This is a genomic window from Pseudomonas sp. H3_C08 (assembly GCF_054669455.1).
In genome coordinates this window covers 3,328,084-3,343,482 of the sequence record NZ_CP162803.1, presented here as the reverse complement: position 1 = coordinate 3,343,482, position 15,399 = coordinate 3,328,084, and the positions used below count along the sequence as shown (strand labels likewise).

13 protein-coding genes are annotated in these 15,399 nt (G+C 61.2%); 9 read left to right on the top strand and 4 right to left on the bottom strand.

Annotated elements, in window-relative coordinates; all coding sequences use genetic code 11:
* The first annotated feature begins 1 nt into the window (after position 1).
* The 4 genes from kdpB (at position 2) to AB4N74_RS15245 (ending at position 6,477) form a co-directional block, all read left to right on the top strand.
* A complete protein-coding gene (gene kdpB, locus AB4N74_RS15260) occupies positions 2–2,059 on the top strand; it encodes a potassium-transporting ATPase subunit KdpB (RefSeq protein ID WP_320337703.1) in 2,058 nt (685 codons plus the stop codon).
* 343 nt (positions 2,060–2,402) lie between these two features.
* On the top strand, positions 2,403–2,948 hold the full coding sequence (gene kdpC / locus AB4N74_RS15255) for a potassium-transporting ATPase subunit KdpC (RefSeq protein ID WP_093435218.1): 546 nt from the start codon (positions 2,403–2,405) through the stop codon (positions 2,946–2,948).
* 130 nt (positions 2,949–3,078) lie between these two features.
* A complete protein-coding gene (locus AB4N74_RS15250; RefSeq protein ID WP_460096525.1) occupies positions 3,079–5,730 on the top strand; it encodes a DUF4118 domain-containing protein in 2,652 nt (883 codons plus the stop codon).
* A 48-nt stretch (positions 5,731–5,778) separates the two neighbouring features.
* Positions 5,779–6,477: a response regulator gene (locus tag AB4N74_RS15245; protein WP_093435212.1), complete on the top strand. Its 699-nt coding sequence runs from the start codon at positions 5,779–5,781 to the stop codon at positions 6,475–6,477.
* 123 nt (positions 6,478–6,600) lie between these two features.
* On the opposite strand, the gene AB4N74_RS15240 is transcribed toward AB4N74_RS15245, so the two are convergent.
* Positions 6,601–7,641, bottom strand: a complete 1,041-nt coding sequence (locus tag AB4N74_RS15240) for a patatin-like phospholipase family protein (RefSeq protein WP_093435209.1) — start codon at positions 7,639–7,641, stop codon at positions 6,601–6,603.
* A 215-nt stretch (positions 7,642–7,856) separates the two neighbouring features.
* On the opposite strand from AB4N74_RS15240, the gene AB4N74_RS15235 reads away from it, so the two are divergent.
* The 3 genes from AB4N74_RS15235 to AB4N74_RS15225 all read left to right on the top strand — a co-directional run bounded on the left by AB4N74_RS15235 (position 7,857) and on the right by AB4N74_RS15225 (position 10,012).
* Positions 7,857–8,135 (top strand): hypothetical protein, encoded by a 279-nt coding sequence (locus tag AB4N74_RS15235; RefSeq protein WP_007908543.1) that lies wholly within the window; start codon positions 7,857–7,859, stop codon positions 8,133–8,135.
* 79 nt (positions 8,136–8,214) lie between these two features.
* A complete protein-coding gene (locus AB4N74_RS15230) occupies positions 8,215–8,979 on the top strand; it encodes a CHAD domain-containing protein (protein ID WP_093435205.1) in 765 nt (254 codons plus the stop codon).
* A gap of 238 nt (positions 8,980–9,217) precedes the next feature.
* Positions 9,218–10,012, top strand: coding sequence for an acyl-CoA thioesterase (locus AB4N74_RS15225; protein ID WP_064120268.1), 795 nt, complete (start codon positions 9,218–9,220; stop codon positions 10,010–10,012).
* Position 10,013: 1 nt separating this feature from the next.
* Here AB4N74_RS15225 and AB4N74_RS15220 read toward each other — a convergent pair whose 3' ends face one another.
* From AB4N74_RS15220 to AB4N74_RS15210, 3 genes are all read right to left on the bottom strand, one after another.
* Entirely contained in the window at positions 10,014–10,379 is a 366-nt protein-coding gene (locus AB4N74_RS15220) for a DUF962 domain-containing protein (RefSeq protein ID WP_093435199.1), read from the bottom strand.
* A gap of 213 nt (positions 10,380–10,592) precedes the next feature.
* On the bottom strand, positions 10,593–12,074 hold the full coding sequence (locus tag AB4N74_RS15215) for a methyl-accepting chemotaxis protein (protein WP_093435197.1): 1,482 nt from the start codon (positions 12,072–12,074) through the stop codon (positions 10,593–10,595).
* A gap of 214 nt (positions 12,075–12,288) precedes the next feature.
* Positions 12,289–13,095 carry a TatD family hydrolase gene (locus AB4N74_RS15210; RefSeq protein WP_460096523.1) on the bottom strand — a complete coding sequence of 269 codons (807 nt, stop codon included), beginning with the start codon at positions 13,093–13,095 and terminating at the stop codon, positions 12,289–12,291.
* Between the two features lie 236 nt (positions 13,096–13,331).
* Between AB4N74_RS15210 and AB4N74_RS15205 the strand changes: the two genes are divergently transcribed.
* Complete coding sequence (locus AB4N74_RS15205) at positions 13,332–14,753, top strand: MltF family protein (RefSeq protein WP_460096521.1); 1,422 nt, start codon at positions 13,332–13,334, stop codon at positions 14,751–14,753.
* 112 nt (positions 14,754–14,865) lie between these two features.
* On the top strand, positions 14,866–15,300 hold the full coding sequence (locus AB4N74_RS15200; protein WP_460096519.1) for a DoxX family protein: 435 nt from the start codon (positions 14,866–14,868) through the stop codon (positions 15,298–15,300).
* Positions 15,301–15,399: the final 99 nt, after the last annotated feature.

Sequence of the window (15,399 nt, the reverse complement as noted above, 5' to 3'; positions counted from 1 at the left end):
GATGAATATGCCCGCAATCAAACCCGCTGCCGTCAAGGCGCCGGAACAAGCGAAAACCGCGATCTCGGCCCTGTGGCGGCCGGCGCTGGTGCAAGCTTTCGTCAAGCTCGACCCACGGCAACTGAAACGTTCGCCGGTGATGCTGGTGGTTGAGCTGACGGCGATTTTCACCACCGTGCTGTGCTTCATTCCTGACGCCGATGTACCGACTTTCGTGGCGGCGCAAATTGCCCTGTGGCTATGGTTCACCGTGCTGTTCGCCAACTTCGCTGAAGCTTTGGCCGAAGGTCGCGGCAAGGCCCGCGCCGACAGCCTCAAGGCGGGCAGCGAAGGCCTCAGCGCACGGCGCAAACTGGCCAACGGCAGCTTTCAGGTAGTGCCGGCGGCGAGTCTGCGCAAGGGTGATGTGGTGCGCGTCGAAGCAGGGGAAATGATCCCCGGTGATGGCGAAGTCATTGAAGGTATCGCGGCGGTCAACGAAGCGGCGATCACCGGTGAATCGGCGCCGGTGATTCGTGAGTCCGGCGGCGACCGCTCGGCCGTCACCGGCAACACGCGTCTGGTCTCCGACTGGTTGCTGGTGCAGATCACCGCCAATCCGGGCGAGTCGACCCTCGATCGCATGATCGCGCTGGTCGAAGGCGCCAAACGCCAGAAAACCCCGAACGAAGTGGCGCTGGATATCCTGCTGATCGGCCTGACCCTGATCTTTCTGCTGGTGGTCGTGACCCTGCAACCGTTCGCCCATTTCGCCAACGGCAGCCTGCCGCTGGTGTTTCTGGTGGCGCTGCTGGTTACGCTGATCCCGACCACCATCGGTGGTTTGCTCTCGGCGATCGGTATCGCCGGGATGGATCGTCTGGTGCGCCTCAATGTGATCGCCAAATCCGGTCGCGCCGTGGAAGCGGCGGGTGACGTGCATGTGTTGCTACTCGACAAGACTGGCACCATCACCTTCGGTAACCGTCGTTGCAGTGCGGTGTATGCCGCGCCGGGTGTGAGTGGTCGCGAGCTGGCTGAAGGTGCGCTGTTCGCCTCTTTGGCTGACGAGACCGCTGAAGGTAAATCCATCGTTGAATACCTGCGTGGTCTGCATCCGCAACCTGAGCCGGCGCTGGAAACCTTGACCGCTGTGCCGTTCAGCGCTGAGACCCGTTTGTCCGGCGTCGATTATCAGGGTCGTGTCTACCGCAAAGGTGCGGTGGATTCGCTGCTGAGTTTCCTCGGCCAAAAACGCTCGGATCTGGCTCCGGCCCTGTCGCGGGAAATCGACAAGATCGCCCAGAGCGGCGGCACGCCGTTGCTGGTCTGCGCTGACGGCAAATTGCTTGGCGCGATCCACCTCAAGGACGTGGTCAAACCGGGCATTCGCGAGCGTTTTGCCGAGCTGCGCAAACTGGGCATTCGTACCGTGATGGTCACTGGCGACAACCCGTTGACCGCTGCCGCCATCGCCGCTGAAGCAGGCGTTGATGACGTCCTCGCCGAAGCCACCCCGGAGAAAAAACTCGCACGTATCCGTCACGAGCAGAACGATGGTCGTCTGGTCGCGATGTGCGGTGACGGTGCCAACGACGCGCCGGCGCTGGCTCAGGCGGACGTTGGTATGGCGATGAACGACGGCACCCAGGCTGCCCGCGAAGCGGCGAACATGGTCGACCTCGACAGCGACCCGACCAAGCTGCTCGACGTGGTGCAGATCGGCAAGGAATTGCTGGTGACGCGCGGTGCGCTGACGACGTTTTCCATCGCCAACGACGTGGCCAAATATTTCGCGATTCTGCCGGCGCTGTTCGCTTCGATCTATCCGCAACTGGGCGTGCTGAACATCATGCAACTGACCAGTCCGCAGAGCGCGATTCTCTCGGCGATCGTCTTTAACGCCTTGATCATCGTCGTGCTGATTCCGCTGGCGCTGCGCGGTGTGCGCGTGCAGGCGGCGAGTGCTGCAGCGTTGCTGCGACGCAATCTGCTGATCTATGGACTGGGCGGGATTCTGGTGCCGTTCGTGGGGATCAAGGCGATCGACATGTTGCTCACGGCGCTGCATCTGGTGTGAGGCCGGAAAAAGCCCCTCACCCTAACCCTCTCCCAGAGGGAGAGGGGACTGACCGAGTGGCTCAACAGAGGTACATCGACCTGAAATACCGAGCCGAACTCAGGTTTTGAACTGCACAAAGATCGGCTCCCTTTCCCTTCGCGAACTTAAGGGAGAGGGGACTGACCGAGGTGTTTACGGGAGCTACACCGACTTGAAATACCGAGCCGAACGCAAGTTTTGAAAAGCATGGAAATCGGCTCCCTTTCCCCCTCGCCCCCTTGGGGGAGAGGGCTGGGGTGAGGGGGAAAAGATCTCCCTGACACCCCGCAAAAGTTTGCCCAACGAATTCGAGGATCTTGAAATGTCCACAATGATACGTCCGGCCCTGAGCCTGCTGGTGCTGATGACCCTGGTCACCGGTGTCGCCTATCCACTGGTGGTGACCGGTGTTGCGCAAGTCGCATTCCCCGCCCAAGCCAATGGCAGCCTGGTGCGAGACGCCGACGGCAAGGTCCGCGGCTCGTCGCTGATCGCGCAGGATTTTGTCGGCGATGCGTGGTTTCATCCACGTCCCTCCGCCGGTGCGTTTGCGACCGTTTCCAGCAGCGCGAGCAACCTGGCCCCGAGCAATCCGGCACTGGCAACCCGCGTGATCGACGACGCCAACAAACTCCAGGTTCCCGGCCAAGGCCCAGTGCCATTGGCCCTGCTGACCACCTCCGGCAGTGGTCTCGATCCGCACTTGCCACCGGCGGCAATTGCCTATCAACTGGCGCGAGTTGCGGCAGCGCGAAACTTGCCGGTATCGACTCTTCAGCAACTGCTCGATGCGCACACCGAACAGCCGCTGGTGGGACCGCCAGTGGTGAATGTGCTGGCGCTGAACATGGCACTGGAAAAACTGTAGTTCTGTGATGTTGCCATTCGCGAGCAAGCTCGCTCCCACAGGAGGACGCGTTCCAAATGTGGGAGCGAGCTTGCTCGCGAAGGGGCCATAACGAACACCGAATCAACATCAGCAAGAGAGAACTCCCAGCATGAGCGACTCCGGCCGCGCCGACGCGCTGTTAGCAGACCTGCCCCGTGACGGCCGTGGCCGGCTCAAGGTTTTCCTCGGCGCCGCTCCCGGTGTCGGCAAGACCTACGCCATGCTCCAGGCCGCCCACACGCAATTGCGCCAAGGCGTGAAAGTCATCGCTGGCGTCGTCGAAACCCATGGTCGCGCCGAAACCGAAGCGCTGCTCGGCGGCTTGCCGCAGCAAGCGTTGGTGCGCTCGGAATACCGTGGCGTGATGCTCGAAGAAATGGACCTCGACGGCATTCTCGCGGCCAAACCGAAACTGGTGCTGGTCGATGAGCTGGCCCACAGCAACGCCCCCGGTAGTCGCCACACGAAACGCTGGCAAGACATTCAGGAACTGCTCGCCGCCGGCATCGACGTGTTCACCACGGTCAACGTCCAGCACCTGGAAAGTCTCAACGATCAGGTGCGCGGCATCACCGGTGTGCAAGTGCGCGAAACCCTGCCGGACTGGGTGCTGCAAGAAGCTTACGAACTGCTGCTGATCGACCTGCCGCCGCGCGAATTGCTCGAGCGCTTGCGTGAAGGCAAGGTCTACGTGCCGGAACAGGCGCGTGCGGCGATCGATGCGTTTTTCACCCAGACCAACCTCACCGCATTGCGCGAACTGGCGATGCAAACCGCTGCCGCACAGGTCGATAACGATCTCGCCCAAGGCTATCGCCAACTCGGTCAGGCCGCCCCGGCAGTGCGCGGGCGCTTGCTGGTCGGCGTCGATGGTGATGCGCAGGCCGAACGCCTGGTGCGCCACGCCAGTCGCGTTGCCCAGCGCCGGCATTTACCGTGGAGTCTGGTGCATGTCGATAACGGCAGCGTACGCGACGAGCAATCGCGCCTGCGCCTGCAAAGCGCTCAGCAACTGGCCGAGCGCCTGGGCGGTGAAGTGGTGTTGCTGCGCGCCGGTGAGGTGGCGAAAACCCTGATCCAGCACGCTGCCGAACGCCGTGCGAGTCTGGTGTTGGTCGGCCAGTCCCGGCCACGTCTGCGCCGGCGTCTGTTCGGCGGCGGACTCGCGGCGCGCCTGCTGCGTCAGGCTCACGGGCTGGAGATCAACGTCCTCGACAGCGATCAGCAACAGCATCAACCGCGCCCGCGCAACGCGCTGACTCTGGTGTGGTTCGACTATGCCTTGGCGCTGGTCGCCACCGTATTGGCCACCGCCCTGGCGTGGGCAGTGTCGAGCGTGCTGCCGCTGCCGAACATCTCGCTGGTGTTCCTTGCGGCGGTGCTGCTGGTGGCGGTGCGCAGCAGTCTCGGTCCGGCGCTGGCCTGTGCCGCGCTGTCGTTTCTGACCTATGACTTCCTGTTTATCCCGCCGAATTTTTCCTTCAGCATTCAGCGCGAAGAAGACGTGCTGACCTTGCTGTTCTTCCTGTTGATGGCAGCGCTCACCGGCAACCTCGCGGCGCGTCAGCGTCGGCAATTGCAAGCCCTGCGCGACACCCAGGAAGAGACCACTGAACTGCTCGACCTGTCGCGCAAACTCACCGCTGCGACCGATCGCCAAGCGGTGGTCAGCGCTGCCGCGCAACACCTCAATGGCTGGAGCGATCTGCAGTTATGCCTGCTCAACCGGGACGGGCAGGGCGGCTGGAAGGTCGAGACCGGCGGGCCGTTGGAGTTTACCGAGTCCGAACGCGCCGCCGCTGACTGGGCCTGGCAACACGATCAACCGGCAGGCATGGGCACTGGCACGCTGCCGTTCGGACGCTGGTGGTGGTGGCCGCTTTCGGTCGAGGACGGGCCGCTGGCGCTGCTCGGTGTCTGTGCGAAAGAAGGCCAGACCTTGAGCGGCCAGCGTCGCCGCTTGCTCACCGCATTGAGTCAACCGCTCGCCCAAGCGTTGGCGCGCGCGCAGTTGGCTGATGACCTGGAAGCTGCGCGCCTGCACGGTGAAACCGAACAACTGCGCAGTGCCTTGCTGGCCTCCGTGTCCCACGATTTGCGCACGCCGCTGACGGCCATGCGCGGCAGCATCGACAGCCTGTTGGCCCTCGGCGAAGCGATCCCGCTGGAAGATCGTCGTGAACTGCTCGAAGGCACCCGCGATGAAGCCGAGCGCCTTGATCGCTACATCCAGAATCTGCTCGACATGACCCGCCTCGGCCACGGCGCGCTGAAGCTGGCGCGGGACTGGGTGTCGCCGGCCGATATCGTCGGCAGTTCGCTCAATCGCCTGCGCGCGGTGCTCGCGCCGTTGCAGGTCAGCACTGATGTGCCGGCCGAGTTACCGCTGTTGTTCGTGCATGCGGCGCTGATCGAACAGGCGCTGGTCAATGTGCTGGAAAACGCTGCACGCTTTTCGCCACCTCGCGGTCGTTTGCAACTGAATGCGGGAGCGAATGACCAAGAGATTTTCTTCTCGGTCAGCGACGAAGGGCCGGGGATTCCGGAGGATGAACGGGCGAAGATTTTCGACATGTTCTACACCGCTGCCCGGGGTGATCGCGGCGGCCAGGGCACCGGCCTCGGCCTGGCGATCTGTCAGGGCATGGTCGGCGCGCACGGCGGGCGCATCAGCGTCGCCGACGGCATCGAGGGACACGGCACCTGCATCACTTTGCACTTGCCGTTGCAGACGCAACCGGGGATGGACGATGAAGGCTGAAGCCGACTGCGCTACTCTCTTGCCAATCATTTGTGTTGATGTGAATTCATGAGCCAGACCACGACCATTTTGGTCATCGACGACGAACCGCAGATCCGTAAGTTCCTGCGCATCAGCCTTACCTCACAGGGCTATAAAGTGCTCGAGGCCGGCAACGGTGCCGAGGGTTTGGCGCAAGCGGCGCTGAACAAACCGGACCTGCTGGTGCTCGATTTAGGCCTGCCGGACATGGATGGCCAGCAAGTGCTGCGCGAGTTTCGCGAGTGGGCGACGGCGCCGGTGCTGGTGCTGTCGGTGCGCGCGAGCGAAGGGCAGAAAGTCCAGGCGCTGGATGGCGGCGCCAATGACTACGTGACCAAGCCGTTTGGCATTCAGGAGTTTCTCGCCCGAGTCCGCGCCTTGTTGCGCCAGGCTCCGGCAGGGGAGGCGCAGCAGGCGGCGCTGAGCTTCGGCCCGCTGACCGTGGATCTGGCTTATCGGCGGGTGTTGCTCGACGGTGTCGAAGTGGCGCTGACCCGCAAGGAATACGCGGTGCTGGCGCAACTGGCACGGCATCCGGGGCGGGTGATTACCCAGCAACAATTGCTCAAGGATATCTGGGGGCCGACGCACACCGAGGACAGCCATTATCTGCGGATTGTGGTGGGGCATTTGCGCCAGAAGCTGGCGGATGATCCGACGCGGCCGCGGTTTATCGTGACCGAGGCCGGGGTTGGCTATCGGCTGTTGAGTGAGAACAGCCTGTAGTTTTGTATTGGCCGATCTGGCGCTTTCGCGAGCAAGCTCGCTCCCACAGGGGCATGCATTCCAAATGTGGGAGCGAGCTTGCTCGCGAAGAGGTCCTCAAATTCAATGAAGAATTTTAGCCAGTCATCCCTGCTCACTGTCATACCGATCCAGCGTATCCCGGGCAATCTCGCGCCCCAATGCGATCAACTCCGGCGCCTTGTAAAACTCGAAAAACCGGCACACCCGCTTCGGCACATTGATCAGGATATCCGGCGGATACCCGGCAATCTTGTACTGCGCCAGCGAGGTCTGCATGACCTCGAAACTCTGGTTGATCAAGTCCAGCAACGAGGCCGGTCCGACGTTATCGATGATGAATGAACCGGTCGCCGATTTCGGTGCGCCTTCACGCTCGGGCGCGGCTGCCGGTTGCTGGCTCTCCGGCTCGGCGCCGTCCAGCCAGGGATTGATGTCCGCCGCTTCGGCGCGCAGTGCTTCCTGTTCGAGCCGCAACAATTGCTCGGCCTGTGTACGGCGGAATGGCATCTTCGACCCCAGCGAACTGATCAGGCTGTCGAAGCGTGAGCGAAAAGCGGCAGGGCGCTGGATCACCGGCAGTTTGTAGTGACGCTGATTGGTCGAATTGAGATTGACCGCAATGATCAGATCGCAGTGGCTCGACACCACTGGCACGATCGGCAACGGGTTGAGAATGCCGCCGTCGACCAGCATGCGATTGCCTTGCATCACCGGGGTGAACAGGCTGGGAATCGCCGCCGAGGCGCGCATCGCCTGATGCAGGCAGCCTTCCTGAAACCAGATTTCCTGCTGGTTGGTGAGGTCGGCGGCGACGGCGGTGTAGGGGATGCGCAAATCTTCGATGTTGACCTCGCCGACGATCTTGCGGATCTGCCCGAAGACCTTTTCGCCGCGAATCGCGCCGAGGCGAAAACTCACGTCGACCAGGCGCAGCACATCCAGATAGTCGAGACTTTCGATCCAGTTCTTGTAGACGTCGAGTTTGCCGGCGGCATAGATCCCACCGACCACGGCGCCCATCGAACACCCCGCAATGCAGGCGATTTCGTAACCGCGTTTCTCGATCTCTTCAATGACCCCGATATGGGCATAGCCCCGGGCGCCACCGGAGCCCAGTACCAGCGCGACACGTTTTTTTTTCATCCAGCGTCCTCCCGACAAGGTTCCACAATGCACCCATCGCCGGGCAGGCTCAATCGCCGAAGTCGTTGAGTGCGCCGGTGACGTCGTTTTTTCGCTGCTGCATGGCCCTTCAGCGCTATCCTTCTCAGTTGCGCGGTTTCACCCGCCGGCAAGGCACTTTTTCGTAGCCCGGCCGTCTTACCTGCACGACTGTTGACCTATTTGAGGTGTGAGTGATGAAAGCCTGGATCTGTGTGCCGTTGATGGCTCTGGCATTGGCCGGTTGCGCCGGTAAAACCGCTTACCGCGACAGCTGCGGCAGCCAGCTCGACGCGGCCTGGCATGAGCTGGATCTGGCCAAGGCCGAAGGCTTTGCCGGTACCGTCAGCTACTCCAAAGCGTTGTCGCTGCTGACCGCCGCGAAGACCCAGCAGCAATTCGAGGGTTTCGAAGGTTGCAGCAAAAAAGCCGAGAAGGCGCGTTTCTACATTCGCGAATCCCGCGCCGGCCGCTAAGCTGCTGACGTGAAGCAAGGACGCTGCTTTGACTGAGCGGCAAAATGAACCTTGAAGCCATTTGAATCAGGAGCAAGTGATGTCTGCGTTGGTTGACCGGTTGGTGGCTCATGTCCTGAGTCTGGAAGTGCGCCTGCTGGCCTGTCAGGCACGGCTCACTGCACGGACCGACCCCGAGGCGCTACATGATCTGCGCACCACGGTGCGGCGCTTGCGCAGTCTGTTGCGGCCATTGCGCGGTCTGCCCGGTGTCGAACAACTGGAAGATGCCGCTTCGGCGGTCGGCCAATTGACCACGCCGTGGCGTGATCGCGAGGTGCTGGCGGCTTATCTGCTTGCGCATGATCAACCGGCAGCGGCGCAACGGCGCATGGCGCAAATGGCCGAGGCTTATCCGGCGCTGGCGGCGAGCGCCGAGGTGGCTTCGCTGCTGATGATTCTCGACGCTTTCCCGCGATTTCTGCGTGCGTCTCAGCGTCAGGGCTTGCTCAAGGGCTTGGACAAACGCATCGAAAAACGCTTGGGCAAGCAATGGCAGAAACTCGACGAGGCGCTGCACGATCCCGCTCACGACCGCCATCGCCTGCGCTTGCTGATCAAGCGCGTGCGTTACGGCATTGAGGCCTATCCCGAACTCGACCGCTTGCCCGAGGCGGCGCTGGCTCGCCTCAAGTCTGCCCAAGGCGCGCTGGGCGACTGGCACGATTGCTGGCAGTGGCTGGCGAAGGCTGAGCTTGAGGCGGATCTGCAGCCCTGTGTCGCCACTTGGCAGGCGACCATGATCAAAGCCGAAAGCAAGGCAGATCGCGTGCTGGAAAAACTCAGTTCAGCCTGTTTCAAATAATCCTGAAATCACCACATCCCCTTGTGGGAGCGAGCTTGCTCGCGAATGCATTCTGTCAGGCGGTACATTCTTACCTGACACACCGCTTTCGCGAGCAAGCTCGCTCCCACAGGGTGTTGTGTGTGTCGGTTAGCCCGGTAAGGCCTTTCTGTCAGCCCATTTGACCGGAATAGACGCTGCGGCGCTGTGCAGGTCTGGTTAAGATCCCTGCATTCCTTTCTTGTTTTCTGAGGTTGCCATGCGCTTTAGCGATCTGCTCGAGGCGGTCCGCCGCCAACCGGAACTGACGATCCCTGCCGAATGGGGCCAAGGCCGTGCCAGTTTCGGTGGTCTGGTGGCCGCGCTGCAATACGAAGCCATGCGCGCGAAAGTCCCGGCGGATCGCCCGGTGCGTTCGCTGGCGATCACCTTTGTCGGCCCTGTCGAACCTGAAGTCCCGGTGAGTTTCGAAGTCGATGTACTGCGCGAAGGCAAGGCCGTCAGCCAGGTCATGGGCCGGGCGATGCAGAATGGTCAGGTGGTAACGATCGTTCAGGGCAGCTTCGGTGCGTCGCGGCCGTCGGAGGTGGCAGTCGAAGCCTATCCGGCGCCATCAATGAAGCACTGGGACGAATGCCAGGAGTTGCCTTACATCAAAGGCGTGACCCCAGAATTCATGCGTCATTTGGCGATGCGCTGGAGCGTCGGCGGCATGCCGTTCACCGGCACGCAATCGCGGCTGATGGGCGGCTGGGTGCGGTTACGCGGAGATGTCAAAGAAGAACCGGTCAACGAGGCGCATCTGCTGGCCCTGGTGGACGCGTGGCCGCCCGCGCTGTTGCCATATCTGAAGAAGCCGGCACCGGGTAGCACGCTGACCTGGACCATCGAATTCGTGCAGCCGCTACACGATTTGAGCACGCTGGACTGGTGCCAATATCTGGCCGATATCGAATACGCCGCCGACGGCTACGGCCATGTCGCCGCCAAGCTGTGGAGCGCGGAAGGAGAGTTGATTGCGATGAGTCGCCAGACCGTTACGATTTTCGCCTGACTCAATGCCGACGGTGGCGTTCACGCCAGGCGCGCCACCAGCCGCCACTGAGAAAGTAGCGCGGAAAGGTCAGAAACTGCTCGACCAGTAAACGCGAGACGGCATCTTTACGATCACTGAACGGCTCGGAGGCTTGCGCCTCCAGGCTGTGGCCGTGGCGCTGCAAACCCAGCGCCGCGATGATGCCGATCACGCCGATGGCCACACTGGCCAGACTCAGGCTGAACACTCCGGAGACGATCAGCAGAAACGCGACGATAAACAACGGCACGGCAATCAGGTGCAGCACCAGATTGGTCGGGTGCTGATGATTGCCCGGGTACGCGCGCCATTGCCACGCGGGAAGGTTGGGGTGACGTTTGCCCATGTTTTCTACTCCTCGATCCTTGTTGAACACATGGTTGAAGAATAGGCCTGGGCACGGAGGGCGGCGAATCAAGGTTGGCTATTGAAGTGATAGGCGTCATCGCAAGATTCGATGTTGCCGAGGCTGACGCTTTCGCGAACAGGCTCGCTCCCACATTGGATCGATGCGCACACAAATCCCCTTGTGGGAGCGAGCTTGCTCGCGAAGGGGCCGTCAGAGTTTCAGTTGACCGATCGCCTTGCTCAATTCCCCGGCCAACGTCGCCAGTTCATTACTCGTGGTCGCCGAATCCACAGTCTGCTGCACCGTGTTCTCGGTCACATCACGAATGCTCACCACCGCCCGGTTCATCTCTTCCGCGACCTGGCTCTGCTGCTCCGCCGCCACGGCAATCTGCGTGTTGCTCTCACGCATCTGCGCCACCGCCCCGGTGATTTCCGCCAGCGCCGCACCGGCCTCTTGCGCTTGCTGCACGCAGTCGTCGGCCTTGTACGAACTTTCCTGCATGAAATCCACCGCATCGCGAGTGCCGGCCTGCAAGGCCGAGACCATCGTGGTGATCTCGTCGGTCGAGGTCTGCACGCGTTTGGCCAGATTGCGCACCTCATCGGCGACCACGGCAAAGCCGCGGCCCATCTCCCCAGCGCGGGCCGCCTCGATGGCGGCGTTCAGTGCCAACAGGTTGGTTTGCTCGGCAATGCTGTGAATCACGCTGACCACGCCGTTGATCTTCTGACTGTCCTCGGCCAGCCGTTGAATCATCTCGGCCGTCTGCTGCACTCCGCTGGAGAGTCCGGCAATCGACTGCTGCACCCGCGCGACCACTTGCTGACCGCTGCCGGCGAGGCCATCGGCGGCCTGCGACAGGTCGCGTGTGGCGCCGGCGTGCTGGGCGATGTGGTAAACGGTGGCGGTCATTTCGTTGATCGCGGTGGCGGCCTGATCGGTTTCGCTCTGCTGGCCGAGCATGCCGTGGCGCACTTCGTTCATGCTCGACGCCAGCCGTGCCGCGCCGACATCCAGTTGCCGTGCGGTGTTGGCGACGGTCGTCACAACGCGCTGGTAACCGGCCTGCATCGCGTTAAACGCATTGGCCATCTGCCCGACTTCGTCTTTACCGGCCAGCGGCACACGGGCCGAGAGATCGCCGCTTTTCTCGACGTGGAGCATCACGTCTTTCAAGGTGTTGAGCTGGCTGAGCAGGAAGCGGATTAAAAGTTGCGAGGCGCACAGCATGGCGAACATCAGGATGAACACTGCCACCGCGTAGTTGGCGAAACGCTCGCTGAACACTTGGCTCAGGCTCGGACCATAGGCAATCACCGCGACCTGCTGACCATCGGCGCGGCTGAACACTTCGGCGCCCATTAACGGATTGTCGCCGAACAGCGGCATATGATTGATGTCGTTCCAGCCGTTGCTTTCCGTGATTTCCAGCAAGGGTTGATCGTTCAGGCGCGGTGCTTCGCCGCGTTTAAAGGTCAGCACTTGATCAGCTTTCGGCAATGGCTGCCCGGCCGGCCAGGCCTTGAGCAATTGCGCCTGAGCTTGCGCCGATGCCTGTGATGCGTGACTGCGCGCCTGTTGTTCGAGCTGCACGGCGTACAGCACCAGCAGCAAGGTGGTGACGAAGGCGACCGCATTGACCGCCCAGAATTTGTATTTCAGCGAGATATTGCTAAGCCAGGCACCCATGGAGGTCTTCTCTGATAGCGGAAACAGTTTTGGCAAGGTGCCATTATTGTGCCGCTATGCAGATTTGCGGATCTTGATATGAGTCAACAGACCGCACGGTCCCGCCCTTGTAGGAGTGAGCCTGCTCGCGAAGAGGGCGTGTCAGTCAACATCATTGCCATCTGAACCAGCGCTTTCGCGAGCAGGCTCGCTCCCACAAGGAAATTCTGGGGTGTCAGGGGAGGGTGGGGAGGTTGTAGAACGCGCGGGCGCACGCGGTGGTGTGCGCCGCCAGATCTTCCTCGGTTTCGCCACGATGCAACGCTACTTCACGCAGCACTTCAGTCAGATACGCCGGCTCATTGCGACCGTTTTTCGGCTTCGGGCGCAGCGTGCGCGGCAGCAAATAAGGCGCGTCACTTTCCAGCATCAAGCGCCCGCGTTTGATCTCTTTCACCAGCGGATGCAAATGCGTGCCTCGGCGCTCATCACAGATCCAGCCGGTGATGCCGATGTGCAGATCCAGGTCGAGATAGCTGAACAAGGCTTTTTGCTCGCCGGTGAAGCAATGCACCACAGCGGCGGGTAATTGATCGCGGAAGTCTCTGAGGATTTCCAGCAGGCGCTGGCTGGCATCACGCTCGTGCAGGAACACTGGCATTTGCAGTTCAACGGCTAGCGCCAAGTGTTCCTCAAGGACTTTTTCCTGCTGTGGGCGCGGCGAGAAATCACGGTTGAAATCCAGCCCGCATTCACCCACGGCTACCACGTTTTTCTCCTGCAGCAGACTGCGCAAATGGCGTGCGCTATCAACGTTCCAGTCACTGGCCGAATGCGGATGAATACCGGCGGTGGCGAACAGGCGCTGGCCGCTTTCATCGAGTTGCTGGCACAGCTCCAGGGCTTGCTCGCTGCCCTCGACGCTGGTGCCGGTCAGCACCAGTTGGCATACGCCCGCGGCATAGGCGCGCTCGAGTACGGCCTGATGTTTGTCGGCGAAACTGGGGTTGGTCAGGTTGACGCCGATATCGATGAGTTGCATGGTTGCTACCTCGGGCCGAAGGCCGGAAAGCATACCAGAGCTGTAGATTCATAAGAAAAGCCAAGAACTACAACGAGTTATAGCTGTCTGTTGATGCCGCGACGCAGACCGGTTTGGTAGAAGTGCCATTACTGTGCCAGTCTCTCGCACGTTGCCAGCGCTCATGGCGCTCTGTTTTCGTCGGTGATTTCGACCTTTTAAAGATGAAATCGCCCCGTATTCTTTCCGGAGAGTGGATGGTTCGTCCCTCGGTTTTGCTCCTGTTGTGTGGCTCGCTGCTACTGCCGATGACGGCGGTCGCGCGCCTGCCCGGGCCACTGCAAGCCGTGCCGGCGGCCAAGGTGCGTGACTTGTCCGAGATTCGCAGCAGCCGCGTGTTGCGGGTGCTGGTCAATCAGAGCCGCAACAGCTCCGGCGAAGTCCAGGGCCAGGCCATCGGCGTCGAATACCATCGCCTGCGCGCCTTCGAGCAATACCTCAACGGCCATGCCCGCGATGGTCAGGAAATCACCCTCAAGATCATTCCCAAAGCCAAGGACCAACTGCTCGGCGCCTTGCAGCGGGGCGAGGGTGATCTGGTCGCGCCGGGCGAATTGCTCGATTTGCAAGCGGGCTTCGCGGTCGCCAGTAGCGAACCGATTGCCAGCAATGTGCCGCTGGTGCTGGTCGGGATCAAGGGCGAGCGGCGCTACACCAAGGTCGAGCAGCTTTCCGGCAAAACCCTGGCGTTGCCCACCGGCAGTGCGGCGGGGGAGGCGGTCAGTCAGCTCAATCAGAAACTGGCGTTGCACAAATTGGCGCCGATCAAGATCGAATGGGTTGATCCGTCCCTGGCGGTCGAAGACGTGCTGGAGATGGTTCAGGGTGGCATTTTCCACCTGAGCATCGTCGAGCAACCCATCGCCGAGCGCTGGGGCAAGATCTTGCCGAAGCTGCGTTTTGACCGGCAACTGATAATCAGCGAACCGGGCGAGGAGTACTGGTTCGTACGCCGCGACGCCTCGATGTTACGCGCGAGCATCGATCGCTTTCTCGGCGGTTACAAGAAGCCATCCAATGAAGATGCGGCGTTTTTGCGCATCTATCGTCGTCTCTATCAAGTCCACTATCCCTTGGCCAAGGCTGATCGCCAGCGCCTGGAAAAACTGCGCCCGACCCTGCAAAAGCATGCCGACGCGCAGAACATGGACTGGCTGAATCTGGCCGCACTGGCGTTTAAGGAGTCACGCCTGCAACCCAATGCCCGCAGCGGCAGTGGCCCGACCGGGCTGATGCAGATCACTCCGTCCGCCGCTCAGCGAGTCGGCGTGAACAACATTCAGAATCTCGATGCGAATGTGCAGGCCGGGGCCAAGTACCTGGCGATGATCCGTCGCAAGTTCTTCAACAGTCCCAAGCTCAATGAACGTGAACGCATGGCTTTCACGTTGGCGGCCTACAACATCGGCCCCGAGCGCGTGCAGGGCATGCGCGCTGAAGCCCGGCGGCGTGGACTGAACCCCAATCAGTGGTTCTTCCAGGTCGAACGCATTGCCATGGAGCAGGTAGGAATGGGGCCGGTCAGCTATGTTAATAGCGTGAACAAGTATTACTTGGCGTTCGACCGGGAGCGGGAGTCGTTGGAGCCCGGGGCGCAAAAAGTCGTCTCACGGAAATGATCTAATAAACTGATTGTTATGGCGGAATATTTGCGCTTTTAACATGAAGTTTATTGATTAATATAGCGGCCAACCAACACACATAACTTCTCGCAAAAACAAGGAACGCCCCATGAGCTCTCTGATCAACAAAGTACTGTTCACCCGCGCTGGCTATGGTCTGACCATCCTGCGCATTGCTGTCGGCGTAATCTTTGCGGCTCACGGTTCGCAAAAACTTTTCGGTCTGTTTGGTGGTTACGGTTTGGCGGGCACCGCGCAGTACATGGACAGCATCGGTCTGCACCCGGGCTACCTGATGGCGACGCTGGCGGGCAGTACCGAATTCTTCGCTGGCCTGGCGTTGATCATTGGCCTGCTGGTGCGTCCGGCAGCATTGGGTCTGACCTTTCTGTCGCTGGTGGCGATCTTCACCGTTCACATCAGCAACGGTCTGTTTATGGCCAACAACGGTTACGAGTTCGCCCTGGCTCTGCTCGGTGGCAGCCTCGCCGTCCTGATCGAAGGCGCTGGCAAGCTCTCGGTGGACCGCGCCATCGCCGGTTAAGCACTCTGGCTCAAGGAACAGGCCCGCATTGTGCGGGCCTTTTTTTGTTGCGGCTGATTCTTGACACTGATCGGTCACGTTCTCTAGGATGTTGCCCAT